This window comes from Corallococcus terminator (assembly GCF_049194865.1).
In the GTDB taxonomy this organism is placed as follows: domain Bacteria; phylum Myxococcota; class Myxococcia; order Myxococcales; family Myxococcaceae; genus Myxococcus; species Myxococcus terminator_A.
In genome coordinates, this window is the sequence record NZ_JBLZWL010000025.1 from 1 (window position 1) to 25,712 (window position 25,712).

General features: G+C 68.1%; 20 protein-coding genes. 10 read left to right on the top strand and 10 right to left on the bottom strand.

Translation table 11 applies throughout. The features are described 5' to 3' along the window. The 6 genes from ACN469_RS11030 to ACN469_RS11055 form a co-directional block, all read left to right on the top strand. Nucleotides 1-2,012 (top strand): SDR family NAD(P)-dependent oxidoreductase (locus ACN469_RS11030; RefSeq protein ID WP_498766925.1); only part of this gene is annotated, 2,012 nt, incomplete at its 5' end. Nucleotides 2,013-2,027: 15 nt separating this feature from the next. Beyond that, a complete protein-coding gene (locus ACN469_RS11035; RefSeq protein ID WP_498766927.1) occupies nucleotides 2,028-5,108 on the top strand; it encodes a type I polyketide synthase in 3,081 nt (1,026 codons plus the stop codon). 32 nt (nucleotides 5,109-5,140) lie between these two features. Next, nucleotides 5,141-6,445, top strand: coding sequence for a glycosyltransferase family 4 protein (locus tag ACN469_RS11040; RefSeq protein WP_498766929.1), 1,305 nt, complete (start codon nucleotides 5,141-5,143; stop codon nucleotides 6,443-6,445). After that, nucleotides 6,442-7,230 (top strand): thioesterase II family protein, encoded by a 789-nt coding sequence (locus tag ACN469_RS11045; RefSeq protein WP_498766931.1) that lies wholly within the window; start codon nucleotides 6,442-6,444, stop codon nucleotides 7,228-7,230. The genes ACN469_RS11040 and ACN469_RS11045 overlap by 4 nt, the downstream gene beginning before the upstream one ends. Before the next feature lie 22 nt (nucleotides 7,231-7,252). Beyond that, nucleotides 7,253-7,585, top strand: coding sequence for a hypothetical protein (locus tag ACN469_RS11050; RefSeq protein ID WP_498766933.1), 333 nt, complete (start codon nucleotides 7,253-7,255; stop codon nucleotides 7,583-7,585). A gap of 22 nt (nucleotides 7,586-7,607) precedes the next feature. Continuing rightward, nucleotides 7,608-8,477, top strand: coding sequence for a cupin-like domain-containing protein (locus tag ACN469_RS11055; RefSeq protein WP_498766935.1), 870 nt, complete (start codon nucleotides 7,608-7,610; stop codon nucleotides 8,475-8,477). A gap of 15 nt (nucleotides 8,478-8,492) precedes the next feature. Here ACN469_RS11055 and ACN469_RS11060 read toward each other — a convergent pair whose 3' ends face one another. Together ACN469_RS11060 and ACN469_RS11065 are read right to left on the bottom strand one after the other, a co-directional pair. Continuing rightward, nucleotides 8,493-9,932 carry a hypothetical protein gene (locus tag ACN469_RS11060; protein WP_498766937.1) on the bottom strand — a complete coding sequence of 480 codons (1,440 nt, stop codon included), beginning with the start codon at nucleotides 9,930-9,932 and terminating at the stop codon, nucleotides 8,493-8,495. 55 nt (nucleotides 9,933-9,987) lie between these two features. Then, nucleotides 9,988-12,291, bottom strand: a complete 2,304-nt coding sequence (locus tag ACN469_RS11065; RefSeq protein WP_498766939.1) for a lantibiotic dehydratase — start codon at nucleotides 12,289-12,291, stop codon at nucleotides 9,988-9,990. 104 nt (nucleotides 12,292-12,395) lie between these two features. On the opposite strand from ACN469_RS11065, the gene ACN469_RS11070 reads away from it, so the two are divergent. Further along, entirely contained in the window at nucleotides 12,396-13,082 is a 687-nt protein-coding gene (locus ACN469_RS11070; protein ID WP_498766941.1) for a glutathione S-transferase, read from the top strand. A gap of 31 nt (nucleotides 13,083-13,113) precedes the next feature. Next, complete coding sequence (locus ACN469_RS11075) at nucleotides 13,114-14,355, top strand: GNAT family N-acetyltransferase (RefSeq protein ID WP_498766943.1); 1,242 nt, start codon at nucleotides 13,114-13,116, stop codon at nucleotides 14,353-14,355. Nucleotides 14,356-14,412: 57 nt separating this feature from the next. On the opposite strand, the gene ACN469_RS11080 is transcribed toward ACN469_RS11075, so the two are convergent. Then, nucleotides 14,413-15,531: a hypothetical protein gene (locus ACN469_RS11080; protein ID WP_498766945.1), complete on the bottom strand. Its 1,119-nt coding sequence runs from the start codon at nucleotides 15,529-15,531 to the stop codon at nucleotides 14,413-14,415. Between the two features lie 115 nt (nucleotides 15,532-15,646). Here ACN469_RS11080 and ACN469_RS11085 point away from each other — a divergent pair, with 115 nt between their 5' ends. Further along, nucleotides 15,647-16,264 carry an LURP-one-related family protein gene (locus tag ACN469_RS11085; protein ID WP_498766947.1) on the top strand — a complete coding sequence of 206 codons (618 nt, stop codon included), beginning with the start codon at nucleotides 15,647-15,649 and terminating at the stop codon, nucleotides 16,262-16,264. 36 nt (nucleotides 16,265-16,300) lie between these two features. On the opposite strand, the gene ACN469_RS11090 is transcribed toward ACN469_RS11085, so the two are convergent. From ACN469_RS11090 to ACN469_RS11120, 7 genes are all read right to left on the bottom strand, one after another. Continuing rightward, the gene (locus ACN469_RS11090; RefSeq protein ID WP_498766949.1) at nucleotides 16,301-17,377 is read right to left on the bottom strand and encodes an ATP-binding response regulator; all 1,077 of its coding nucleotides are present in this window, start codon (nucleotides 17,375-17,377) and stop codon (nucleotides 16,301-16,303) included. Beyond that, the gene (locus ACN469_RS11095) at nucleotides 17,374-18,840 is read right to left on the bottom strand and encodes an ATPase domain-containing protein (RefSeq protein WP_498766951.1); all 1,467 of its coding nucleotides are present in this window, start codon (nucleotides 18,838-18,840) and stop codon (nucleotides 17,374-17,376) included. The genes ACN469_RS11090 and ACN469_RS11095 overlap by 4 nt, the downstream gene beginning before the upstream one ends. Before the next feature lie 233 nt (nucleotides 18,841-19,073). Further along, complete coding sequence (locus ACN469_RS11100; protein ID WP_498766953.1) at nucleotides 19,074-19,520, bottom strand: hypothetical protein; 447 nt, start codon at nucleotides 19,518-19,520, stop codon at nucleotides 19,074-19,076. A gap of 223 nt (nucleotides 19,521-19,743) precedes the next feature. Next, nucleotides 19,744-21,249, bottom strand: coding sequence for a hypothetical protein (locus ACN469_RS11105; protein WP_498766954.1), 1,506 nt, complete (start codon nucleotides 21,247-21,249; stop codon nucleotides 19,744-19,746). 131 nt (nucleotides 21,250-21,380) lie between these two features. Continuing rightward, the gene (locus tag ACN469_RS11110; RefSeq protein ID WP_498766956.1) at nucleotides 21,381-21,872 is read right to left on the bottom strand and encodes a VOC family protein; all 492 of its coding nucleotides are present in this window, start codon (nucleotides 21,870-21,872) and stop codon (nucleotides 21,381-21,383) included. An 18-nt stretch (nucleotides 21,873-21,890) separates the two neighbouring features. Then, on the bottom strand, nucleotides 21,891-22,619 hold the full coding sequence (locus ACN469_RS11115; protein WP_498766958.1) for a hypothetical protein: 729 nt from the start codon (nucleotides 22,617-22,619) through the stop codon (nucleotides 21,891-21,893). After that, complete coding sequence (locus ACN469_RS11120; protein ID WP_498766960.1) at nucleotides 22,616-24,613, bottom strand: RiPP maturation radical SAM C-methyltransferase; 1,998 nt, start codon at nucleotides 24,611-24,613, stop codon at nucleotides 22,616-22,618. Before ACN469_RS11120 ends, ACN469_RS11115 begins: the two co-directional genes overlap by 4 nt. 229 nt (nucleotides 24,614-24,842) lie before the next feature. On the opposite strand from ACN469_RS11120, the gene ACN469_RS11125 reads away from it, so the two are divergent. Next, entirely contained in the window at nucleotides 24,843-25,673 is an 831-nt protein-coding gene (locus ACN469_RS11125) for a TauD/TfdA family dioxygenase (RefSeq protein WP_498766962.1), read from the top strand. Nucleotides 25,674-25,712 lie beyond the last annotated feature (39 nt).

A 25,712-nucleotide genomic window follows, 5' to 3' on the forward strand; every position in this document is an offset into this window, starting at 1 on the left:
AGAAGCGTCGTCGCGTGGTGCTCCCCACCTACCCCTTCGAGCGCAAGCGGCACTGGCTGGACCCGAAGCCGGTGACTGCGACGGTGAGCGTGGAAGCCTCGCTCGCCCGGCGCAAGGACGCCTCCGACTGGTTCTATCTGCCGTCGTGGAAGCGGACGCTGGCCCCGCGTCCGCCCGCCGCCACGCTGGGACACTGGCTCCTCTTCGTCGATGAGCGAGGCCTGGGTGACGCGCTGGCCGCGCGGCTCATGGAGACCGGTGGCCGCGTCACCCGCGTGAAGCAGGGCTCCGACTTCCGCCGCCTGGAGGACGGAGACTACGAAGTGAACCCGGCCCGCGCGGACACCTACGCGTCGCTGATGGCCGCGCTCGCCGAGGACGGGACGAAGCCCGAGCGCATCATCCACCTGTGGAGCACGGAGGCCGGAAGCACGGGACTGGCCGGCATCGAGCGCGCACAGGACACCGGGTTCTTCAGCCTCCTCTTCCTGGCGCAGGCGCTGGGCGGTCAGGGGGCACCGGGACAGGTGCACCTCACCGTGGTCTCCACGGGTGTGCAGGCCGTCAGCGGACACGAGGCGCTCGCGCCCTCGAAGGCGACGCTGCTGGGCGCATGTCGCGTGCTGCCCCACGAGGTACCCGGCCTCACGTGTCGCACCATCGACGTGGAGCTGCCCGAAGGAACGAAGGACCTCCAGGCGCTGGCGGCGCGGCTGGCGGGCGAAGTGTGCGCGGCCTCCTCCAACGGCGCGGTGGCGCTGCGAGGAGCCCAGCGCTGGGAGCAGGCGCTCGAGTCCGCGCGCCTCACGCCCGCCGAGGCGGATGCTCCGAAGCGGCTGCGCGCCGGGGGCACGTACCTCATCACCGGCGGCCTGGGTGGCATCGGCCTGGTGCTCGCGGAGTTCCTCGCGCGGAAGGTTCAGGCCCGGCTGGTGCTGGTGGGCCACCGCGCGATGCCAGAGCGTGCCGCGTGGGATGCGTGGCTCGCGACGCACGACAAGCAGGATGTGGTGAGCCAGCGCATTCGCAAGGTCCTCGTGCTGGAGGCGCTCGGGTCCGAGGTCCTGGTGCTCCAGGCGGACGTGGGCGACTCCGGGCAGATGGCGGAGGTGCTGCGCCGCACGCGAGAGACCTTTGGCGCCCTCCATGGCGTCATCCATGCCGCGGGTGTTCCGGCGGGCGGGCTGGCGCAGCTTCGCACCCGGAAGGCGGTGGAGGACGTCCTGCGCCCGAAGCTGCAGGGCACGTGGGTGCTGAGCGAGCTCTTGAGCGGCATGTCGCTCGACTTCCTGATGCTCTGCTCGTCCCGCACCGCGTTCACCGCCGAGCCCGGGCAGATCGACCACTGCGCCGCGTGCGCCTTCCAGGACGCCTTCGCCCATCAGGCCTCGGCGACGGGCGGACTGCCGGTGGTCTCCCTCGGCTGGGATACCTGGCGCGAGGTGGGCCAGGCCGTCACCACGCAGCTTCCCGACGGAGCCAGCGCGCTGCGCGAGGCGATGCTCGCCCACGCCCTGTCGCCCACCGAGGGCGTGGACGTGTTCGAGCGCGTCCTCTCGCAGATGCCCACGCACGTCGTGGTGTCCACGCAGGACCTGCGGGCGGCGATGGCGCGCAGCGCCTCGTTCCTCCAGGACCTGATGGGCCCGGCCCAGACGGATGACTCGGCCCCGGTGGAGCGCGCGGTCATCGCCACCATGGACGAGGCGGAGCGCGAGCTGGCGGACATCTGGCGGCGCTTCCTGGGCGTGGACAACGTGTCGCTGCACGAGAACTTCTTCGAGCTGGGCGGCAACTCGCTGATCGGCCTCAAGGTCATCAACGAGGTGAAGCGTCGCTTCGGCACGGAGGTGCCCGTGGTGGCGCTCTTCGAGAACCCCACGCTGAGCTCCATGGCGCGGTTGCTGACTCGCGGGCAGGAGCAGGCCCCGACGACGACCACCAGCGACCGGCGGAGCCGTGGGGCGCGGCGCCGGGAGCAGATTCAGCAGCGCCGTCAGTCGGGTCATTGAGGGGGAGGAATCAGCGTGTCTGAAGGCAACACGGGCGTGGAGATCGCAATCACCGGCATGGCCGGACGCTTCCCGGGCGCGCGCAGCCTCGATGAGCTGTGGCGCAACCTGTGCGATGGCGTGGAGGCCATCGAGCCCCTCACGGACGAGGCGGTCCTGAAGGCGGGCCTGCCCCCGGAGGTGCTCAAGGATCCTCACTTCATCAAGGTGGCCTCGAGGCTGGAGGACGTCACCGGTTTCGACGCGGCCTTCTTCGGCTACACGCCACGCGAGGCGGAGGTGATGGACCCGCAGCAGCGCCTCTTCCTGGAGTGCGCGCTGGAGGCGCTGGAGGACTCGGGCCAGGGAGCGCCTCCCCAGGACGTCCTGGTGGGTGTCTTCGGCGGCCAGGCGCTGAGCACGTACCTGCTGCTCAACCTGATGGGGAACTCGGAGCTGTTGCGCACCGCGGATCCGCTCCAGCTCAACCTGGGCAACGCGGGCAGCTTCCTCACCACGCGGGTCTCCTACAAGTTGGATTTGCGAGGCCCCAGCTTCACCGTGGAGAGCGCGTGCTCCACGTCGCTCGTGGCGGTCCACGTCGCCTGCCAGAGCCTGCTCAACCATGAGTGCGACGTGGCGCTCGCGGGTGGCGTGTCCATCAACCTCCAGCTCCAGGGCGGCTACCGCTTCATGGAAGGTGGAATCCTCTCGCCGGACGGTCGATGTCGCACCTTCGACGCGCAAGCGAAGGGCATTGTCTTCGGCAGCGGCGCGGGCGTGGTGGCGCTCAAGCGGCTGGAGGACGCGCTGGCGGATGGCAGCCCCATCTACGCCGTCATCAAGGGCTCCGCGGTGAACAACGACGGCGCCGCGCGCGTGGGCTACACCGCGCCGGGCGTCGAGGGACAAGCCGCCGTCATCTCCGAGGCCCTGGGCAGCGCGGGCGTCTCCGCCGCGAGCATCGGCTACGTGGAGGCTCACGGCACTGGCACCGCGCTGGGAGACCCGATTGAAGTGCAGGCCCTCACCCGGGCCTTCGGTGACGAAGCGGCGGGACCGCGCACGTGTGCCATCGGCTCGCTCAAGCCCAACGTGGGCCATCTGGATGCGGCGGCGGGCGTGGCGGGGCTCATCAAGGCGGCGCTGTCGCTCAAGCACCGCAAGCTGACGCCCAGCCTCAACTTCGAGACGCCCAACCCCAACATCCCCTGGGACGACAGCCCCTTCTACGTCAACACCGCGCTGCGCGAGTGGAAGGCCTCGGCCCACGGTCCACGGCGCGCTGGAGTGAGCAGCTTCGGCATGGGCGGCACCAACGCCCACGTCATCCTGGAGGAGCCGCCAGCTCGCGCCCCCGTCCGGGCGACTCGCGCGCACCAGGTCCTGCTCCTCTCCGCGCGCACCTCCACCGCGCTCACGGCGCAGGCGCAGCGGCTGGCGGAGCACCTCCGCGCGAACCCGGTCCTGGAGCCCGCGGACGCGGCGTACACGCTCCAAGTGGGCAGGCGTCGCCACACGCAGCGTCGCGCCATCGTCTGTCAGGGACGAGAGGACGCGCTCGCGGCCCTGGTCGACCCCACGCGGCACCTCTCCGTCGCCGAGGAGCGCACGAGCCGCTCCACCGTGTTCATGTTCCCCGGCCAGGGCGCGCAGTACGCGGGAATGGCCCAGGGCCTCTACGAGAGCGAGCGCACCTTCCGCGCGGTGGTGGACGACTGCGCCACCCGGCTCGCCCCCGAGCTGGGCCTGAACCTGCGCGACGTCCTCTTCCCCACCGCCGAGCGCGCCGAGGAAGCCCAGCGTCAGCTGCAGCAGACGCGGCTGGCCCAGCCCGCCCTCTTCACCATCGAGTACGCGCTGGCGAAGCTGTGGATGAGCTGGGGCGTGAAGCCCGAGGCGATGATCGGCCACAGCATCGGTGAGTACGTGGCCGCGTGCCTCGCGGGCGTCTTCAGCCTGCCGGATGCGCTGGCGCTGGTGGCCGCGCGCGGGAAGCTCATGCAGGAGCTGCCGCCGGGGACCATGCTCTCGGTCGTGCTCTCGCACGAGGCGCTGGCGCCCTTGCTGGACGCGCGGGTGTCCGTGGCCGCGGTGAACGCGCCGTCGCTCACGGTTGTCGCCGGTCCTGAAGACGCGGTGGATGCGCTGAAGGCCCGGCTCGAGCAGCGCGGCGTCCAGTGCCGCAAGCTGCACACCTCGCACGCGTTCCACTCGGCGATGATGGACCCCATCCTCGCGCCGTTCACCGAGCGCGTGCGCAAGGTCAAGCTCTCCGCGCCCCAGGTGCCCTACATCTCCAACGTCACCGGCACCTGGGTGACGGCCGCCGAGGCGACGGACCCGGGCTACTGGGCCCGTCACCTGCGCCAGCCCGTGCGCTTCGCCGCGGGGCTCGGCCTGCTGCGGCCCGCGCAGGTGTTGCTGGAGGTCGGTCCCGGTCGCGCGCTGTCCACCTTCGCGGCGCAGCCCGGCGCGCTGCCGCAAGTACCCACCACCGTCACCTCGCTCCGTCACCCGGACACGCGGCAGTCCGACGCGGCCGTGCTGCTGGGAGCGCTGGGACAGGTGTGGATGGCGGGCGTGGACGTGGACTGGGAGGCCTTCCACGGTGGAGAGCGACGCCTTCGCGTGCCGCTGCCCACCTATCCCTTCGAGCGCAAGCGCTACTGGGTGTCTCCGGATGGGCACCGCGCGCTGGCCGCGTCCTTCTCGCCGGAGCGCGCACCCGAGGCCCGGGAGCACGAAGAGGCGGCGTCCGCCGGCTACACGCGCCCCGCGCTGGCCACGGAGTACGTGTCGCCCGACACCGCGGATGCACGGACGGTGGCGCGCATCTGGGAGGACGTGCTGGGCGTGCGCCCGGTGGGCCTCAACGACGACTTCTTCGCGCTGGGTGGACACTCGCTGCTGGCCACCACGGTGGTGGGACGGCTGCGAGACACCTTCGGATTCACCGTGCCGTTGCAGTCCCTGTTCGAGGCGCCGACGGTCGCGCGCCTCGCGTCACTGGTGGCCGAGCAGCGCCAGAGCCCCGGCCACGATGACCCGGAAGTCGAAGCCCTGCTGAGGATGCTGACGGAGCTCACCCCCGAAGAGGTCGCGGTCAGTCGCTAGTCGCGCTCCACACCCCTTTCGAGAAACAGCCGATGGCACTCTCCAACACCACACCCCTGAAGGTCCTCATCCTGGCCATGGAGTACACCCCGAACGTGGCCGGAGGCGTGGGCACCTACGTCTACGAACTGGCCCGAGGGTTGGCTCGTGGTGGATGCAAGGTCACCGTCGTGGCGTACACGCCGGGCGAGCCGGCCGTGCTTCGCGAGCCGCAGCTCACCGTGCACATGGTTCCGCCGAGCCGAGGCAGCCTCTCACAGGCGGCGCAGCTCTCGCTCGTGGGCGGCATCCGCCTCTTCAACGAGGACCTCATCCACCATGGACGAGAGCGCATCCGCGAGGAGCAGCCTGACCTCATCCACTTCCACCAGTGGCACACGCATCGCGCCGCGCGGGTGCTCGGCCAAGAGGCTGGCGTGCCCGTGCTGGGCACCAGCCACTACATCTCCGAACCCGCCGAGCGCTGGTGGGGCCAGACGCCCGACCCCGAGATTCTTGAGGAGGAGCGCAGCTTCTACGACGGGACGACGCCGGTCATCTCGGTGAGCGAGTCCATGAGCGAGCTCATCCGGGAGACCTACGGCCTGTCGTCGTCGCTGCTGCACACCATCCACTGCGGCATGGACGCGGGGCCGTTCCTCCAACCCTCGCACACGCCCGAGCAGTACGCCCGGCTGCGCGCCACGGTGGCCACGCCCAATGACCCCGTCGTCCTCTACACGGGCCGGCTGCATCCCCAGAAGGGCATCACCGCCATCTTCGCCGCCGCCGAGCGCGTGCTCGCGAAGCGGCCCGAGGTGCGCTTCCTCCTCGCGGGCGGCACCGACTCGCGCGAGTCCACGCAGATGGTCCAGGGGTTGAGCAAGCGCTACGCGCACCTGCGCCATCGCATCAAGCTGCTGGGCAAGCTGCCGCGCCGTCAGCTCGGCCTGCTGCACCGAATCTCCGACCTGGCGCTGGTGCCCTCGCTCTACGAGCCCTTCGGCTACACGGCCATCGAGGCCATGGCGTCCGGCCTTCCCCTCGTGGCGACGCGCTCCGGTGGCCCGGCCGAGATTGTCGAGCACGAGAAGACGGGGATGCTCGTTCCGGTGCTGCCCGGTGAACCAGGTGGGCCGCGCGAGGTGGATGTCGAGTCACTCGCCAACGCGCAGCTCGCCCTGCTGGAGGACCGCGAGCGCGCGAAGCACATGGGCCAGGCCGGGCAGCAGCGCGTGGTGGAGCTGTTCGGCCTGCCGCGCATGGTGGCCGCCAACCGCGTCGTGTACGAGAAGCTGATCGACATGCCTGTCCAGCAGGCCGAGGCCCCTGTCGCCCGGCGCGAGGTGCTCTCATGACGTCCCAGGTGTCGTCGACCTCCGCGCTGGCCGCGGTGGAGTGGCTGGCCTTCCACGTCCCTCAGCCGACCGCCTGGACGCGGCTGTTCTGTCTGCCCCACGCGGGCGGCAGCGCCTCGCTGTTCCGCACCTGGCAGGCGGAGCTGGGGCAGGACATCGAGGTCTGTCCGGTGCAGCTCCCCGGCCGGGAGAACCGCCTGCGTGAGCCGCCGCTGCGCGAGCTGCCAGCGGTCGTCGACTTCCTGGTGGAGGTGGTGGCGCGGAATGGGGACAAGCCCTTCGCCCTCTTCGGTCACAGCATGGGCGCGCTGCTCGCCTACGAGCTGACACGGGCCCTGCGCGAGCGAGGGCTCCCCACGCCGCTGCACCTCTTCGTCGCCAGCTACCGCGCGCCCCAGACGCTGCGGGCCCACCCACCCACGGCGATTACCCACGACATCGACGCGTCCGAGGCGCGGCGCATGGGCGAGGCCATCTCCGTGTCGGGTGACATGGCGGAAGAGCTGCTGAAGCTGATTCGCACCACCCTGCTCGCGGACACCGCGGTGTGCGAGGGCTACACGTGGAAGCCGGGCCCCGCCCTGGCCTGTCCGCTGTCCGCCTTCCGGGGCTTCGACGACTACGTCCCCGAGGACGCGACGGAGGCGTGGCGTCAGCTCACGTCCGGAGCGTTCTCCACCCAGACCTTCCTGGGGGACCACTTCTTCCTGCGGCAGACGCCTCGCGGCCTGTTGCAGAACCTCCGCCGGAGCCTCGCGAAGCTGCGACCCGCGCCTTCCCCCTGATTCTTCCCAAGGAGCTGCCCAGATGAAGTACCTCATCTACGTCAAGGACCGTACGTCGGGCCCCGTGCCCCCCGACCCCATCGCCCTCAACCGCTCCGTCCGCGAGTGGGTGGGAGCCCGCCTCCAGGACGGCACCATGGACTGTGCCTATTACGTCCTCCCGAAGATGGGGCTCTGTATCGTCAACGCGGACTCGCACGAGACGCTGCTGACGCTGCTGCGCGCGTGGCCGTCGTTCGCGTTCCAGGAGTTCGAGATCCACATGCTGGCGGACGTGCGCCACGGCATCGACAACAACTTCGAGCGCCTGAAGCGCGATGGCCCCCCGGCCAAGGCCGAAGAAAACGCGGCGTGACGCGCCACCCAGGAGAGCAGTCATGAGCACCGCCACCGTCCAGAAGGCTGTCGGGCCCCGGGCCCCCGAGCGCATGCCGCTCGACAACCGCCGGGCCTTCTATGAGGGCCTGGAAGCCAACAACAAGCCCATCATCTTCACCGATGCCATGAAGGGCTGGCCCGCCGCCGAGCGGTGGTCCTTCGACTGGTTCACGCAGCAATACGGCGACGTGAGCGTCCCCGTGGAGTGGCTGCGCTACAACGCCCGCCCCGCTGGAGACGTGGAGCGCGTGGGCCGCGTGCGGAAGATGACGATGAAGGACTACGTCGCCTCGCTGAAGGTGAAGGATGGCGAGGAGACGCCGGGCTACCTCATCGGCAACGACTTGTTCCGCACCCTCCCCGCCCTGCACCGCGACGTGCGCTTCGACGAGTACGCCGTGCAGCGGCGCCTCACCGAGCAGCTCTTCTTCATGGGGCCGAAGGGCACCTTCACCCAGCTCCACTTCGACCGCGCGCACAACCTGCACGCCGTCATGGTGGGCCGCAAGCAGTGGCAGCTGTATTCGCCGTCACGAGACGCGGAGCTGAACCCGGCGAAGCTCAGCCACCCCTGGTCGGTGATGAGCTCGCATGACCTGACGCCGCACGGTGGCAAGCCGGACCAGCTGCCCGCGGACAAGGTCCCGGACTACGACTTCGTCCTGGAGGCGGGAGAGATTCTCTACCTGCCCTATGGCTGGTGGCACCGCGTGTACACGGTCGAGGACGCCATCGCGACCAACTACTGGTGGTGGACCTGGTCCATGCTGGCCCGCATCGGCCCGCGCCTCATCCCCTCCATCGCCGTGAGCGCGGTGAAGAAGATGAGGAAGCAGCAGACGCTCGGTCGCGAGTTCCGCGAGCAGTAGCGCGGAACCGGCGGCTCACTCCAGCTCGATGAGGGCGGCGAACATCGCGCCCTGCGAGACATTGACGACGCCTGTGCCCTCTCCCATGGGGCTCAGGCGCAGCGAGTGGCCGCCGTAGGTCTCACCGAGGACGAAGAGGCCCCAGATGACGATGTGGGGCATCACCACGCCCTCGGGCCCCGGGTAGTGGAAGGGCGCGGGCCGCACGCGCTCCTGCACCACCCAGCCGCCACCATCGAGCGCCTTGCGCACGGCCGCGTCCCACGCCGGAGCGGGCGTCGACGCCCCGAGCAGCACCGACGCGCCGCCGTAGTCCCGCCCCGCCTTGAGCACCAGCTCCTCACGCCGGGAGGCCAACAGCTCGGGCAGGAAGACGCGCTCTCCTCCCCGCTCGACGTGGGTCCGCGCGACAAGTCGGGACCAGGGCACATGGGTGCGCACCAGCGCCTGCTCCTCGGGAGACAGCAGCGACGACGTCACATGCTCCGACAGGAGCGCGAGGTTGCGCTTGTCGTCGAGCACGTCCTGCGCCGGACCGTTGAAGAGGCTGAGGGCGCGGGAGGAGATGGCGGACTGGGCGTTCGCGATGAACTCCGGGCCCGCCATCAGGAGACGATCCCTCGCTTCGTATTCGACGACGGCGTGCAGCCGCTTGCCCTGGGTGGTGAGGCGGTGTCCTTCGGCGCTCTTCACCGCGTCGTAGGTCGTCATCAGGACCTCGCCCCGCGCGCCCTCGGGCCGGAGGATTTCCAGGAGCTGACCGGTGAAGAGTCGGCACGCCTGCTCCGCGAGCGCCGTCGGCGGAAGGGTGCTCGGCGAGAAGAGGATGCCGATGTTGACCTCGCCCTCCCACTCGGTGTCGCGGCGCACGCAGTCCACGATGTTGGCGAAGAAGTCGCGCAGCGTCCGGGGCTGGCGGATGCGCAGCCCCTGCTCGGTGGCGAAGCGGTGCATCGCTGGCTGTGACATGATCTGCTGGACGTGGATGGCCGTCTCCCAGCCCCCGACGCCCGCCGTCAGGTTGAACTCCAGGCACTTCAAGTTCGTGCCGTCGTGGATGAAGTCACCCCGGCTGATGGCCCCGCGCGCGTCGTCCGTGCGCGCCAGTGCGTCCAGCGCCAGGCGGGCCCGCTCTTCCGGGAGCCCGTAGTAGTCCGCCGCGCGAGCCGCGTCCCCAAGCAGACGCCGTGGCGCGCGCTTGATGAGTCGGCACAGCCCCGTCGCCATCTCCCGCATCGTCCGCGCCGCGGCGCCGTCGATGAAGGTGGGCCAGGCATGCAGCTCATAGGGGAAGAGTGGCGAGGCCTCGCTCGCCAGGAAGTGGTGCCGTGCGAAGGTCTCCGGGACGCGCTCGGCGAACTCCAGGAACTTCGCGCCCGTGGAGGACAGCCCCCCGTGCAGCGCCTTGATGTCGGGAGGGAACTCTCCGCCGGGAATCGGCTCGGGCACGCTCATTCCGTACTGCTCCTTCATGGGTAGAAGTGAACCACGTCGACCGCGTGGGAGTGGCTCAAGACAGCTCGCAGACCACGCGAAGCTCGCTCGTGTACCGGTGCCGCGCCGCATCCGTGAGCCAGAGGTGGTCCGGGTCCGGCACCATCTCCGAGAAGCTGACCCGCGAGGCCGGAGCATCTTCGACCGCCCGTCGCACGAGCTTGGCCATCATCTCGACCAGGAGCGGGCTGTCGAAGTCCACGAAGCAGGGCTTGCGCTCCGTCGCCACCTTGAAGAACGCGAAGCGAGGGATGCCGAGTCCGCGCTGCCAGCGCCGCGCCTCCAGCCACTGCTCCAGCGCCTCCGTGACACTCGCGAAGCCCAGGCTTGCCGCGGGCACGCTCCACCGCTCGCGGGCGACGATGACCCCGTCCACCGTCAGTCGCGGTGAGTAGTCCTCGCCCAGCGCCAGGTCGAAGGCGCTCGCACAGCGGTGCTCCAGGTAGACGGCCAGGAAGTCCATCAGCCCGAAGCGACGCCCGCTCACGCGGTCGACGACCTCCAGCGCGCCGTCACGCCGCTCCACCATCAGGTCGCCCACGCGCAGTGCACGCGCGCCCGGGTTCGGCGACGGCTCCTGCCCGGAGAGGTAGTGGAGGCTGTCGCGAGGAAACAGGCACGGCAGCGTCCGCTGGCTCCACTCGGACTTGGGGAACACCGGGATGATGTCCGCCTCGGAGGCACACCGCTCCGCGAGCGCGAACAGCTCCGCGGGCGCGGGGTGCTGCTCCACGAAGAGCGAGGAGAGGCTGTTGCACAGGTGCAGCTCGCCCAGCACGAGCTGGTAGTCGCCGGCTTGGACGGCCTCGGCGCTCGCCGCGTCGATCATCATGTCCGGTGACGCATGCCAGCGGCGCTTCCACCCTGCCCCGCGCGTGACGAAGGCCTCGCTCACGAGGGGACGCAGCGCCTCGACGGTCCGCGTCTGACGGCGGACGCCCGGTTCCAGGGCGAAGAGGTCACGCCAGCGCCGACGGTGCTCGGCGACAATCTCGTCGATGGGCATCAGGGCCCCCGAGGACGCCGGGTCCTGGATGGCCTGGACGAAGGCGAGCTGCAGCGTGGTGAGTTCCACGGGCGCTCCGCCCTGGGACAGCTTGTCGAACAGCGCCTCCAGCCCCACGCCGGTGCGAAGGGTCACCTCGCCCACCAGCCAGCGAGCCCCCGTCAGCAGCAGCTCCAGCACGGGCCCGAGCCGCGCGAGCAGCGGCGCGCCCAGCTCCAGCTCGCCGTCCCGCACGCAGTCCTCGTAGATGAGCGTCCGCGAGGCATACGTCTTCCCCGCCGCGCGCGTGGGAAGCGCACCCGTCACTTCCTTGAACACGCCCTCCAGCTCCGCGAGCGCTCCATCCAGCGCCTCGGGCGAGCCCGCCGCGGCCTCGACGCCGGCACGCGCGTGCTCCAGCCGCTCCAGCGGAGCCAACGCGCGAGCCCGGGCCTCCGCGTCGGGAATCGCCATCAGCGCGCCGCGCAGCACCACCTCGGGTCTCACCACCAGCGGCACATCCCAGCCCCAGGCCAGGACACCCATGCCGCTCGCCTGGTCCAGCGCGGCGTAGACCTCATCCACGCTCGTGAAGGAGGGCGCGGCGCCACGCGTGAGCGTCTCAGCGAGGGCCGCGGCGCTGACCGAGCCGTCACACCGCGCGAGCAACGCCGCCTGCGACGGCAACAGCTCCACGGGCTCGGGCATGGGGCCGTGAAGCACCTGGCCGTCCAGGCGGAAGTACGGCAACAGCCGGGGCGGAGCCCAGCGGCGCAGCGACGCGTCCTGGGCCAGCGCGGCGCCGAGCGTGTCCATGCACCACGCCTCGAAGTAGACGGCGCGCCGCGAGACGAGCTGCTGTCCAGGGAGCAACCGCAGCGCGTCGCTCGACTGCGTCAGCCGCGCCCAGCCCACCGGGCCGAAGAAGCCGATGGTGTCGTTCTTCGTGGCGTAGCGCTGGACGTAGGAAGCAACCAGGCGCTCGCGCTGCCGGGCCTTGCTGTTGCGCGCCGTGGCGGGCAGCGCCGCGAGCGGCTCGACACCCGTCTTGTAGGCATGGCGGTTCTGCCAGAGGAGGGCCTCGCGAAGTCGTGTTTCACCCGCCAGCGAGCGCAGCGCGGCGCTGATGTTCAGCAGGTCCGCGTCGAACGCGGCGCGCAGTGCGTCACCGGGTTTATCAGCCCCCGTCGCAAGCCAGGTCTCGGCGGCGGCAGCGGCCGTCGGAGCCGCGAGCCGGAGCACATCCTCCGCTGGGAAACCGGCGCCGCGCAGCGCGGCCCAGGGCCACAGCGCCATTCCAGGAGCAAGCGGGACAAGCGAGGGTGAAACGGACATCGTGAATTCCAGAGGCTCGGGTACGGCGGTCAAGGAAGTCTGCCCCTTCCGGATTGTCCGCCTACTCTAGTATACAGCCCGTCCCTCTCAACGGCGTTCCCTGTATGAGCGATCAATCATCATTGCCGCGTCTTTCGTATTTCACGGGTCGAGGTGTCGCGGAGAAGATCCGCCTCGCGCTTGCCGAGTCTGGCACGGAGTATCAGGACATCGACCTGGGCAAGTTCGACGTGAAGGCGAAGGAGAAGACGCCTCCGTTCGAGGAGCTGAAGCGCACCGGAAAGCTGGCCTTCGACAAGGTGCCCTTGTGGGAGGAGCCGGACGGCTTCCGCGTCGTCCAGAGCCTGGCCATCCTGCGCCACGTCGCGCGCACCCGGGGCCTCTACGGCGCGAACCCGCGTGAGAGCGCCGCCTGCGACATGATCATCGAGGGCGTCGAGGAGGTCACCGCGCGCGCGCGCAGCCTGACGTCACTCAGCCCTGAGCAGCTGGGCGAGCAGCTCCCCATCATCCTGGGCGAGGAGCTGCCCCAGTGGCTCGGTCACTTCGAGCGGGTGCTCTCGAACAACGGCAGCGGCGACGGCTTCTTCGTCGGCACCACGGTGAGCGTGGCGGACACCAGCATCTTCGGCTTCCTGGAGCTGCTCGTCGACAACGGGCTCATGGAGGTGCTGGAGAGCAGCTATCCGCGCCTGCGCTCGTTCTTCGAGCGGATGAGCCAGCGCCCCAACCTCGCGCGCTACATCGCCTCACCGACGCGAAACCCGCCCGTCCAGCTCCTCAACGGCTGAGCGGACTCCCGGCATCCGAAGCCCTCCGGCCATGACGCTTACCCTGAAGTTCCATGACTCCGTCAGCCACCTGAGCGACGAGGCGCTGGACGTCCTCACGTCCGAGTCGAGTGTGTTCTTCGGCCGGCGCTGGCTCCGGATGCTGGACGCGGTCGACCTCCCCTTCATGGTCCGGGGGGAGCTGTCGCTTCGTTATGCCATTGTCAGCCAGGGCGAGGTCCCCGTCGCGCTGGCGCCGTGTTTCATCACGCGTAGCAAGAACATCTACACGCCCTACGCCCTGGAGAAGTTCTTCTTCAGCAGCTGGAAGGGAGGCTTCGCCAACGCGGGTGGCTTGAGCCGGGTGGCCGTCACGGTGGCGGACCTCTACCACTCGCTGGCGAAGCTCACGGGGGCTGGCATCGACGGAGGCGTGTTCGTCACCAGCCCGCTCAGCATGCGCAGCAGCATCATCTGCGCGCCCCAGTCGCCGGAGCTCGCGCGTCAGGCTCGGGAGCTCATCCTCCGGGGCCTGCGTGAGCTGGCCACGAGTGAGCGACTCCCCCTCTACTTCTACGGAGTGGATGGAGACGACGCGGCGCTGCGAGAGGCGCTCAACTCGGCGTCCTTTCAAGAGGTCTTCATCTACGACGACAACGTCATCGACGTGCCGCCGGGAGAGAGCCTCGACGCGTACCTGGGCCAGTTCAAGAGCGACGCCCGGAGGTTCATCAAGAAGGAGATGGCGAACGTCCGGGACGCGGGCGTGACGTTCGAGCGCGTCTCCCGAATGGGCGAGATGGCCGAGTTGCTGGAGCGGTTCTACGAGGTGACGTACTCGAAGTACGGCAGCGAGCACCTCCGCCACCCGCCCGCGTTCTGGTCCGCCCTCCAGCAGCACGTCTCACCCGAGGCCGAGGCCGTGGTGGGCTATCAGGGCGGCGAGCCCATCGGGTTCTCCCTGCTGCTGCAGAAGCACGACGAGGTGTGGTTCTACCGGGTCGGTCGCGCCGAGGCGGGTGCCTCGGAGACGCCGCTGTACTTCAACCTCGGCTTCTACGAGCCGCTGCGGCGTGCATACGAGCTGGGCGCCCGGAAGCTCTGGCTCGGGCCCAGCGCGTACGAGACGAAGCGGCGAAGGGGCGCGAGAAGGCATCCACTCTTCAGCTACCTGTGGATTCCAGGGCGCTGGCCGCGCACCGTCCTTCAGCCCTACGTGTCTGCCTATTCCCGCGTGAGCAAGGCGATGGCGGCGGGCAGCTCCCAGAAGAATCGGATGCGCAAGACACCCTGAACCAAAGGGTGTCTCGACTCCCGTGGCGCGATGACTTGCCACGGGACGCCAACGGACTCAGCTGTCGAGCTGCTCCGGCGTGACGCAGGCCGCGCCGAGGTCCAGGTCCTCCAACGGGATGCGCTGGATGTGCTCGCGCGGCTCGTATTTGGGATTGAGCTTGTCGCGGTACTTGTCCGAGCCGCTCTCGTACGTCACCCAGAGCTCGCCATCGATGATGTTCACGCCCTGGGCGTAGGGGTCGATCAACCCGTTGCTGATGTCCACCCGGTTGTCGATGTTGGCCGTGAAGGAGTCCGCGCTGGCCTCGAACGGCTGGTAGATGAGCTTCTGGTCGCCCGTGGTGAAGAGCAAGGCGCCGTCGACCACCGTCATGCCCTGTGCACGGTCTGGAGCACGGATGGGGCCCTGGCGCGAGTCCTCGATGAGAGAGCCTGTCTTCTCGTCAATCTCGTAACGCCAGACAGCGCCCGCCTTGCCATCGCCATCCTTGCTGTAGCTGCCGATGTACGCGTAGCCGTCCTTCACCGTCATGAAGCTGCCAGCGGAGACCAGGTCCATGCCGGTGGCGGGGTCCTTCACGCCCTCGGGGAATGGGACCTCCATCACCTGGGAGGCCTGGGCCACGGTCCCCGTCTTCGCCGCGCGCTCCAGCTCCTCGCGCGTGTAGACGTAGATGCCTCGGGTGTCGGAGACGTACACGAAGTCGCCCTCCGTCGAGACACCACCGCCGTGCGTGGGCTTGCCCTCTTCTGGGTGCTTGGGGTCCGTCCCACCGAGCTGGACCTGGAGCGACTCACTGCCCGAGTTCTTGTCCTGCACGGACAGCAACACATCGTGGTCGTCGGAGTAGTACGTCGTGAGCACCTCACCGCGCTTCGCGTCGTACCCCTGGCCCTGGGGCGTCCAGCCCTCGTCCAGATGCAGCAACTCCGGACCGACGGGCGCCGAGCCGCTCGTGGAAATCGGGTCAGCCGCCACTCGCGAGGAATCCGCGACCGCGGCCTTGGTCCCGAAGCCCGTGAGATTCACGGGGCTGGGCCTGGCGGCGTCCAAGCCGTCCTGGAAGAAGGGCGCGGGGGCTGGAGGCGTCACGGGAGCTTCGGCCGCCGGCGCCTTCGCGGCGTCCGTCTGGGTCGTGGTGGGGACGGCGCGGCGAGGAATCGAGGTGATCAAGAACAGGCCTCCGGGATAATCGATTCTCTCAGAAAGACGCCCGGGAGTTGCGTCCTCGCACACCCTACCCCGGTGGGCTTGGGCCACCGGACCCGGATTTTGCTATGGGGGGGCCATGTCCTCGGCACTGCAGACCCGATCCCCCAGCCAGCTGGCCAACGGCCGTTTTGGTCAGACGCGCTACATGATTCGCCGGAAGTTCTTCAAGCTGTTCGGCGGCGCCTTCCACATCTACGACGAGGCAGGCAACCTCGCGTTCTACTCGAAGATGAAGGCCTTCAAGCTGAAGGAGGACCTGCGCATCTACGGCGATGAGGAGATGCGTGAGGAGCTGCTCACCATCAAGGCGCGCGGCATCCTCGACTTCGGCATGACGTACGACGTGACGGACGCCGTCTCCGGAGAGCGCGTGGGCGCGCTGCGCCGCAAGGGCCTGCGCTCCCTCCTCCGAGACCAGTGGCTGGTGCTGAACGAGAACGACCAGGAGGTGGGGAAGATTGAAGAGGACAGCATCATGCTGGCGCTGGTGCGTCGCCTCCTCACCAACCTGGTGCCCCAGTCCTTCACCGGGAAGCTGGGCGAGACGCCGGTCCTCGCCTTCCACCAGCGGTTCAACCCGTTCATCCAGAAGATCGACCTCGACTTCTCGATGGACGACCGACACGCGTTGGACCGGCGGCTCGGCATCGCCGCGGCGGTCCTGATGTGCGCCATCGAGGGCCGTCAGCAGTAGCCCCTGGGAGGGGGCCCGGCAACGTCCCGGCCCCCTTCAGGAACGAAGGGGGAGTCGGAGGGTGAAGGTGGAGCCCTCCCCCATCGTGGAGCGGGCCGCCAGCGAGCCGCCATGAAGCCGCGCGAGCGACGAGGCGATGAACAGGCCCAGTCCATGGCCCCGCCCTTGTTGGCTGTCCGCCCTCCGGAAGCGGTCGAAGATGTGGGGCAGCGCCGCGGCGGGGATTCCTACGCCCTTGTCTCGCACATGGATGAGGACCGCGCCCGGGTCCACCGCCGTCCGGATGTCCACCTCGCGTGAGTCACCGCGATACTTCACCGCATTGGACAGCAGGTTGTTGAGGATCTGCCGCGTCCGCTCCGCGTCGAAGGACACTCGCTCCGGCGGCTCCTGCGCCTCCAGGCGGAAGTCCACTTCCGGCTGGGCCTCGGCCCAGTCGTGGACGACCTCCTGGAGGAAGGGAACCAGCGGCGCGCGCGCGCGCTTGAGCTCCAGCCTTCCATCCGCCAGCTGCGAGGCGTCCAGGATGGACGTCACCAACCCGTTCATCTGATCGAGCTGCCTCATCACCGACTCGGCCGAGCGCTGCTCGTCTTCGGAGGCGCCGCGCTTGAGCTGCTTGCGCAGCAGGAGCTGGACGTTGAGGCGCGCGGAGCTCAGCGGCGTCTTCAGCTCGTGCGCGACCCAGTTGAGCATCTCCTCGCGCGCCGCGCCCAAGGCGGTGGCGACATCACGCGGAGGAGGCGTGTCCGCCCTGGCCCGGTCGTGACGGGACAGCGCGGCGCTGACGGTCTTCTCGAAGGTGGCCAGGTCCACTGGCTTGGCCAGGAACGTCTCGGCCTCTTCACGACCGGGTGGTCGCGCCGCGCTGAGCAGCACGAAAGGCACGTCCGCCAGGGCGGGCTCCGAGCGCATCGCGTAGAACAACTGCATCCCCGTGCGGCGGGGCATCATGTGGTCGCTGATGACCAGGTCCGGAGGCTCCGTGCGCGCGAGCATCAGGGCCTCCTCGCCATTGCTCGCTCGCACGACGCGGTGGCCCAGGTCCTCCAGCACCTCGGAGAACACTTCCAGGAGCGCCTCCTCATCCTCGGCGATGAGAACCAGGCTCATGTCTCACTCCCGCCGATGGTGGTCCCCACGGGACGGGCCTGGCCCGTGAGCAAGCCCTGAGAGGAACGCATGGGGGCGAGCACCCGCAGGCCAGAGTCGGCCACCTCGAACTCGCGCAGGGTGCTGTCGTACTTGCTGTCTCGCATCTTGAGGATGGACAGGATGCGGTGCAGGCGGCCGTGCAGCTCCACGAAGCGCAAGAGCAGGATGTTCTCCGCCAGGATGGCCACGGGCGAGTCGCTGAAATCCAGCTCGGTGCCCACGACCTTGGAGACCTCGCGGGTGAACAACGACGTCACCCCCAATTGCCGCAGGCGCAGCGCCAGGGACGACAAGAAAGCGCGGCGTCGCCCGCTCTCCATGATGGAGTGCTCCAGCTCCGCCAGTCCATCCAGGACGAGGCGCTTCACGCCGCGCTCCTCGATGCGCTGGATGATGCGTCGGATGAGGACGTCCGCCTCGACTTCCGCGGGCAGCTCCTGAATGATCTCCAGCATCCCCGACTCGTACGCGGGCCGCATGTCCAGCCCCACCCGCTTCGCGCGGGAGATCACGCGCTCGGGAGAGTCGAAGAAGGAGACGAAGAGCGACTTCTCCCCATGGCGCGCGCCGTCCAGCGCGAAGTACGACGCCAGCAGCGTCTTGCCAATGCCCAGGCTGCCGGCGATCAGCGTGGCGCTGTTGGACGGAAAGCCGCCGTACATCAAGGAGTCCAGCTCCGGAAGCCCGAAGCCCCTGCGCTCCTGGTCCAGAGGTGCTTCCGGAACGTCGGGCAGCGTCGCCTCCAGTCGAGGCAGGAAGTCCACGCCCTCCGTGGTGATGCGCATGACGTGCTCGCCCTGCAGGTGCGGGCGACCGCGCAGCTTCACCACCTCCACCCGACGCAGGCGGCGCGACCCCTGGGACTGGACCGACACCGCCACGATGCCGTCCATGGTGGTGGCCTCCGGCAGCTCCATCAGTCTCGGGAGTGGATACTCCGTGGTGAACATGCCGATGCAGTTGAGCGCCGCCAGGCCCAGGCCCAGCTCGTAGAGGAACTCCCGCAACCGCGCCTCGTCCTGCCACAGGTCGCGAATGGAGCGCAGGCCATCGATGAAGAGCAGGCGAGCGCCGCGCTCACGCACCGTCTGGAGGAGCAGCTCCCTCGCCTCCTTGGCGCCCCGCTTCAGCGCCGAGTAGGCGCTGATGAGGAACAGCTTGTCGCCCAGCAACTCGGGATTGTGGAAGGAGAAGCCGGACAGCGCCTCCACCAGCTTGTCATGAGGCTCGGACGTGACGGTGACCGCCACGACGGGCATGCCCCGTGCCGCGGCAGCGAAGGCCACCTGACTGCACAGCACCGTCTTGCCGCTGCCGGGCGTGCCCGTGACGATGATGGACTGGCGAGCGGGCAACCCACCCGCCAGGAGCACGTTGAAGCTGGGGATTCCGGTGTCGAAGTTCTGCGGAGGACTGACCATTCGAGAATTCCGGGGAACGTGGAGGCACAGGCGTGGGGGGCCAGAACCAGAAGATGTGCGCGACAACGCGGCACTCAACCTGGAGGTGACGTGGGCCACTTGCAGCCTGAAAAAACGTTCGACAACCCCGAATTGTTCACCGGTTAGCACCCGTCAGCCCTCCAGGGCTGGGTACCGAACCAGCGAACGGCTGGACGACGACACGCCGTCCAGCACCTCTCGCTTCGCTGCGGCTAGCGCGAGGTCCCCTGGCACCAACCGGAGGAACTGCAGGTGCGACGACCATCACACTGGCAGGCGTTGGAGCAGCGGTTCGAGCCCCCCGCGTTCCAGGCCTCATTCCAGTGGTACTGGGGACTGGTGCAACTCACGGAGGGACGCGCCGCGCCCTGGCACCACCCCCACTGGCTGCAGGTGCGCATGCCATCACACTGACAACTGTTGCTGCACCGGTAGGCCCCGCCCGGGTTGCGCGTCTCATCCCGATAGTAATTGTAGAAATCGCACGGCGCGCCGAGCTCCTGTGACTGCGTCTCGACAGACGCCTCCTCCATCAGGACAGGCTCCGTCACGTCATCGACGGACTCAGGAGCCCCGCCACCACACGCCGATGAGAACGCCAGGACCAGGGACACCACCGACAACACCACACCGCGCAAGACATGACGCTGAGAAACCACGACAACCTCCAGAAAACCCGCTTCTCGGAACGGACCGGTAAAACGGGGCCGCACATAAACCAATCGAGAAGGACAGGCGCAACCCAACCTCCACGCGCGACGGATTGTGGATGTTATTGGCGTTGACTGGAGCGCATCACGGCACCCGGAGGAACCCCGCAGCCTTTGTCTGGCCATGCCCGCACACCTGGAGGACATGGCCAGACACTGTCAGGACCGTGGCTCAGTCGTTCAATCCGAGCTCGCGGTTCTCCAGGGACGTCAACCGGGCGGCATCGTAGATGCTGCGCAGGAGCGGATTGGAGATCTGCTCCCCGAAGAGGCGATGGAAGGGAATGGCGTCCTTCGGGTCGTCCGCGTGCTCCTTCAACGCATCCACGACCCACTTTTCAATCTGGTCGATGGTGAGGTCCTGGAGCTTCCCGGCTCCGGGGAGCTTCGAGCTGGGGAGCAGCTCCTTGAGCTTGAAGAGCAGGCCCACCAGCCCCTCGACGGCCTCGTTTCGCTTGTCCAGCTCCTCGACGGCGAGCAGGAAGCCGCCCTCAATGGCTCCCACCAGGCTGCCCATGGCCCGGGCCAGGCGCTGAGTGTCCTGCGAGGGAGGATTGGCCTGGGCCTGCGTCTCCAGCGTCTCCAGCATCTCGCCCAGCTTCGACGTGACGAAGGTATGGAGCGCTTCCTGGCCCTCGAATTCGGGCTCCGTGAAGAGGGTCCGGGTGAAGAACTCGGAGAGCTTGCCCGCGCCCTGGCTGCCAATGGACCCGGAGGCGTCACCCACCGCGGAGAGAATCGCGTCCGCGTTGCGCGTGAAGAACCGGGCCGCCGCCGCGCGGGAGTCGGAGTTCTCGCCGAGGTGCCCGATGCTGTCCATGAACACCTGGAGGGACTCCTCGGTGGGAGGTTGGATGGCGCTGGCCGCATCCAGGAGCTTGCCGAGCGCCGACCCACCGCCGACGACGATGGGCTCGTCCAGGTTCTTGAGCACGAGCGGAACGACGTCCGGGTGGCGCTCCAGGAACTCCTGAAGCTCGTCCGGAGGAAGCCCCGCGAGGGCCGTGGCGATGGCGACGGCGCGCGCCGGGTCCTCGGCGTTGCTCGCCGTCATGATCTCCAGCTCGCGCTCCACATAGGCGTTGATGAGCTCGGGGTTCCCCGTTCCGGCGATGATCTTCGCCAGCGCCTCGTGCGTCTCGCCGCCCCACGAGCCGTTCCCATGGGAGCCGACCGCCTCCGTCAACTCCTCGAGCGTGAGCGCGCCCGAGCGGTAGGCCGCGTCCACCGCATCGGAGAGGAGCTGCTGGTCCTCGGGGCTCAGCTCCCCCGCCTTGTCGAGGAGGTTGCCGGCCGGAGCGCCATACTCGAAGAGCATGTCCATGAAGGCCGCTTGCTGCGCGGGGTCTGGATGGGCCTTCAGCCACTCGGTGATGTAGGACGGGTCCTCGCGGTTCGTCGCCTCCTGGAGCGCCTGTCTCGCCGACTCTTCGTCCGCGCGACTCATCACCGGAGGGGGCGTCGCGACGACCTGGTTCGCCGTCGCCGTCGGATTGCCCAGGCTGGCCAGCGCCCGCTGGGTCAGCGGCGCCCCCTGAAAGGCATCCACGGCGCCCTTCAAACGCGACCGCTCCGCGACGCTGTTACCGGCGGTGCTCCGGGCCGGAGGGGCCGCAGGCTCCTGCTTCTGGGTCGTCCCCACGTTCGTGCGAGGGTTTCGGTCGATGCGCGTGGACATGGCCAGCTCTCTCTCGGGTGGCGATTGGAATTCACTGCCACCGGAGTTGTCGGCACTGGACGCGGACTTGTTTCCTCTCGCCGTCTGTCTGACTGGGACGGGATGTCTGGATGACGCGCTTCGTCAGTCATTCACCCGAGCTGGTGGACGGCTTCGAGCTTGTACCCGTCCGGGTCGGTGACGAAGCAGGCGTAGTACGAATCGCTGTACTGCGGACGCAGGCCGGGCGGTCCCTGGTCCGTGCCCCCCGCCTTCAAACAGGCGGCATGGAATTGGTCGACAGCCTCCCGGCTCGGCGCATTGAAGGCCAGGTGAAAGCCGGGCCCGGGCGCCGAGGTGTCTGGCCGTACGAACAGCGCCAGGACATCCCCCTCTCCGGGCGGGCCGTAGCCCGCGGAGCGCTCGCTGTTCCACACCCGCGCGTAGCCCAGGGGCGCGAGGGCCGCGTCGTAGAAGGCCATGGCGCGCGCGAGCTCCCGAACACCGAACGAGAGGTGCCCGAGCAGGAGGCCGGCCCGCGCGATGCTCTTCTGGAGAGCCCGCGCCAGCACGGCCCGCTCCGCGACGCTCAGCTCCGAGGTGATGGACGCCAGGATCTCTTCGCTTCGCGCCGATGGCTTCATGACGTGCACACTTCCAGGTTAGGGCTCGACCCGATATCCGTAGCGCTTCAACGGCTCCGCGAGCAGCTCGCTCACGTAACCATGCCACTCTGGCGGGATGATGCGGCGCCACTTGTCCACCGATCCATCCCCCGTGACATGCAGCCCGTTGATGCCATCAATCGTATAGGCCTGCCACTTGTCGTCGATCCACCCCTCGCCGCCCTCCTTCCGGCAGACCACTGCGACGCGCTCGGAGCGCTCCTTGTTCGCCTCGAGGGAGAAGTTCTTCGAGGCCTGCTCCTTCTGCTCCCGCGTCAACTTCATCCGGAAGAACGTCTCGAGCTGCCCGAACAGGTAGTCGTGGTCGTTGACGAAGTCCTCGTACCTCAGCCAGAGCGCGTTCTCCTTGCCGGCCCAGGCCTCGCTGACCTGATACAGGTCATTGAACGAGGAGTTCGCCTCCGCGTGCTCCTTGACCAGGAAGTCGATGCTCTGCTTGGTGACAGGCAGATTGGCGCGCTTGAAATACGTACACAAGATGTCTCGAAAGTCTCGGATGGTGACGACCACCCGGTCGTCAGCGCGATACTTGGGACACTTGTGGGTCTTCTTCACGTTGCCGAAGATGGAGTTGAGCACCTGCCAGACAAACGTGGAGCCGCTGCCCGGGAAGCCGAACTGGATGATGAGCGGTTCGGTCCGCGCCTCGACGTGCGGATCCACTTCTCTTTCAAAGTCAGAATAGGACTTCACGGCTGCGGTCATGGACGTGTCTCCTGTTGCGGCTGCTCCGGCCGGGGGGCGGAGGTCTTCTTGCGGCGCTTCTCCGAGGCCTCATGGGCCCGCCGGATGCGGCGCGTCGCCATCTCCGGGGTGTACGCGGGGGCCAGCGACAGGAAGCGGCTGCCCTCCAGACGCGTGCCCTCGCGGTAGAGGATGCGCTGCCCGACGAAGCGCTCCAGGAGCGCGGAGACCTCTTCCGTGCTCGCGCGCCCGCTGTCGATGAAGGCCTCGCGGAGGTCCTCCCAGCGCTGGATCTCCATGCACGCCATGTAGAGGTCGCGCTCGAGCCCGCGCAGCACGATGTTGTTCAGCGTCCCGCCCCGGGTGTCATAGAGGCGCATCGCGTCGCCGCTGTCGAGATAGGTCAGCAGGTGCCGGTACTGCGTCTCCCGCGCGGCGGCGTAGGACCTGCTCCACGACTGACAGGCGTTATAGACACTGCTCCAGTCCGCGGGCGCGCTGGGGCTGTCGTAGGAGAGGTCGAGCAGCGAGATGCGCTGATACACCTCCTCCGGCAGGCCGACGCGGTAGAAGTCGGCGTTGCGGATGTTCCGCAGGCCATACTCCTTGTTCAAGGTGTCGATGGTCGCGCCGCGCCCCAACCAGAAGCGGTTCGGATTGAGCGGGGTGAAGATCATCGCGTAGTCGAGGATGGTCTGACACGTCTCCGTCACCTCCTCCTGCGTCGCCCCGGGGAAGTCGGTCAGGAGGTTGGCGCTGTTGAGGATGCCCAGCTCGTGGCAGATCTTCATCGCCTGGAGGTTGGCGATGACCGAGGTGCCCTTGCCAATCCGCTTCAGGAACTCGTTGGAGAGGCCTTCGATTCCGAACTGGACGTAGCGCACCCCCGCCTCCCAGAGCTTCAGCAGCTCATGGGGACGGACGCTGGCGCGCATCTCGTAGAAGATGACGAAGTCCTTGCCGGTGTCGATGACCCGGTCGGCGAACTCCTCCAGCCCCTTGGCGCGGATGATGTTGTCCAGGAAGAAGAGGACGTTGGTGTGATAGCGCTCGTTGAGCGCGAGGATATCGGTGACGACCCGCTCCGCGCTCTTCTCGCGGTAGCCGTTCCACTGCACGTTGAGGTTGCAGAAGTAGCAGGTGGCCTTGGGATTTCCGGTGCGCTTGGCCCGGTCCCACCAACAGCCTCGGGAGCCTTCGATGGTGAGGAACCACAAGAGGTTCCCCTGCTCCGCCTTCGCCGCGTACTCGTCGTAGTCGGGCAGCGGGAGGGCGTTGATGTTGGGGACCTCCCAGAGCGGCGCCCCTCCGGCCAGCTCGGCCGCCGTGCCCTGGGCGATGATGCCCTTGATGCCCCGCATCTCCGTCTGCCCCTCCTGGAGCTGCCGGACGAGCGCGAGCAGCGGCTGCTCTCCCTCCCCCTGGATGACGTAGTCGATGAAGTCGAACTCCTTCAGGAGCGAGGGTCCCACCAGATTGGAGATGGTCGACCCCCCCAGGAGGGTCCTCGTCCGCGGAGAGCGCGCCTTGAGGCGCTGGCAGAGCGCCAGGTTGGCGAAGAGCTGCCCGAAGCAGGTCGTCAGGCCCACCACGTCGTAGCGCCCCGCAAGGTCGTCCGCGAGCCGATCAAGATGGGCCTCCAACCGCTCGGAGAGCGTGTCGTAGGCGCTGGCCCAGGTGGGCTTCTCACCGAAGAGTGCGGGCGGCAGGATGCCGTCCGGCCCGTCGAGCGGAATCCCCATCCCCTCCATCCGTGACACGAAGAAGTCACGGACCTTGGACTTCCGCTCCGGGTAGAGGCACGGGGTGTACAGCATCTCCCCCACCTCATAGGAGTTCTGCGAGATGCGGTCGTAGCACGCGAGGCCAATGGCGTTGGCCACGTCGAGATACGCGGAACGACACTCCACCGTCACCGTGGGCTCCTGCTGTCGGAGATAGGCCGAGAGCGCGCCAATGGCGGAGGACGGGTGCCTGTGGAGGGACCACGGCAGCGCGATGAGACAGATTCTCAAGGGAGGCTCCTGGAATACGGCGACGGGCCAATCGTATTGACAACCATCAATGCCTGCCACAACATCCTGCATTACGCGAATTCCTCTTACTTCGCAAATTTACAAGAGATGCCTTGGATAGGCTTCGTCGGCACAACCCAATCCCTTTCGGTAATTACGTACGGGATTCGGCTGGGGACACCAAATGACAATCCGAAGCGAACCATATGGAACGGGAAGCGGGCGGCTTGTGCACCGGGAAGGTCACAAAGACATCCTTGAGCTCCCGACCGACGAGGTCATTGAGCTGTTCAAGTCCGCGGGGCTGGTCATCTTCCGTGGCTTCACCACCGGCCCGCAGGTCATGCATGACTTCGCGGGGAGGTTCAGCACCCGCTTCAACCGGGACCGGCTGCGTCCCGTCGTCCCCGGGAGCGATGGCTACGTTCAGTTGGTGACAGAGGGCATGGGGTATGTGGAGCCGCACGCCGAGCAGGCGAACTCCCCCTTCCGTCCGGATGCGCTCTGGTTCTGCTGCAGCGTCCCCGCCGCCGAGGGGGGCGAGACGCTCGCGTGGGATGGCGTCCGGCTCTGGGAGAAGCTCAGCCCCGAGCTGAAGCAGCTCTTCCGCGGGAAGAAGCTTCGTTTCTTCCAGCGTTACTCCCTCGACAAGTGGCAGCGCTTCATGGGCGAGGGCGCCTCGCTGGCCGACGTCCAGAGCACCCTCGATAAGAAGCCGGGCGTCTCCTATTACGTCAGCCCGGACGATTCCATCTACCTGGAATATGTCTGCTCGGCGGTAGTCCAGACACGTTATGGCGGGCAGGAGGCCTTCGCGAACAGCCTCCTCTCCGAGCGCAAGAACACCCTCGGGGAGTTGATGTCGTTCGACGACGGCTCGCCCATTTCAGACACCATCGTCTCCGAAATCCTGGAGGCGATGGAGGAGCTGGAGGAGCCCTTGTCCTGGCACCCCGGCGACCTGGCGTTCATCGACAACTCCCGCTACCTGCACGGCCGGAACGCCTACACGGACCCGCGGCGGAAGATCTTCTCGAGCCTCAGCTTCCTGAACTTCTGAGCGCGTCCCTCCCCTGCGTCCCTTCCCAGGAGTTCCATC

Coding starts and splice junctions, on each gene's coding strand:
- ACN469_RS11045 (WP_498766931.1), top strand. CDS start 6,442: ATGACGTCCCAGGTGTCGTCGACCTCCGCGCTGGCCGCGGTGGAGTGG.
- ACN469_RS11105 (WP_498766954.1), bottom strand. CDS start 21,249: ATGTCCACGCGCATCGACCGAAACCCTCGCACGAACGTGGGGACGACC.
- ACN469_RS11055 (WP_498766935.1), top strand. CDS start 7,608: ATGAGCACCGCCACCGTCCAGAAGGCTGTCGGGCCCCGGGCCCCCGAG.
- ACN469_RS11095 (WP_498766951.1), bottom strand. CDS start 18,840: ATGGTCAGTCCTCCGCAGAACTTCGACACCGGAATCCCCAGCTTCAAC.
- ACN469_RS11110 (WP_498766956.1), bottom strand. CDS start 21,872: ATGAAGCCATCGGCGCGAAGCGAAGAGATCCTGGCGTCCATCACCTCG.
- ACN469_RS11075 (WP_498766943.1), top strand. CDS start 13,114: ATGACGCTTACCCTGAAGTTCCATGACTCCGTCAGCCACCTGAGCGAC.
- ACN469_RS11065 (WP_498766939.1), bottom strand. CDS start 12,291: ATGTCCGTTTCACCCTCGCTTGTCCCGCTTGCTCCTGGAATGGCGCTG.
- ACN469_RS11050 (WP_498766933.1), top strand. CDS start 7,253: ATGAAGTACCTCATCTACGTCAAGGACCGTACGTCGGGCCCCGTGCCC.
- ACN469_RS11090 (WP_498766949.1), bottom strand. CDS start 17,377: ATGAGCCTGGTTCTCATCGCCGAGGATGAGGAGGCGCTCCTGGAAGTG.
- ACN469_RS11115 (WP_498766958.1), bottom strand. CDS start 22,619: ATGACCGCAGCCGTGAAGTCCTATTCTGACTTTGAAAGAGAAGTGGAT.
- ACN469_RS11040 (WP_498766929.1), top strand. CDS start 5,141: ATGGCACTCTCCAACACCACACCCCTGAAGGTCCTCATCCTGGCCATG.
- ACN469_RS11085 (WP_498766947.1), top strand. CDS start 15,647: ATGTCCTCGGCACTGCAGACCCGATCCCCCAGCCAGCTGGCCAACGGC.
- ACN469_RS11070 (WP_498766941.1), top strand. CDS start 12,396: ATGAGCGATCAATCATCATTGCCGCGTCTTTCGTATTTCACGGGTCGA.
- ACN469_RS11060 (WP_498766937.1), bottom strand. CDS start 9,932: ATGAGCGTGCCCGAGCCGATTCCCGGCGGAGAGTTCCCTCCCGACATC.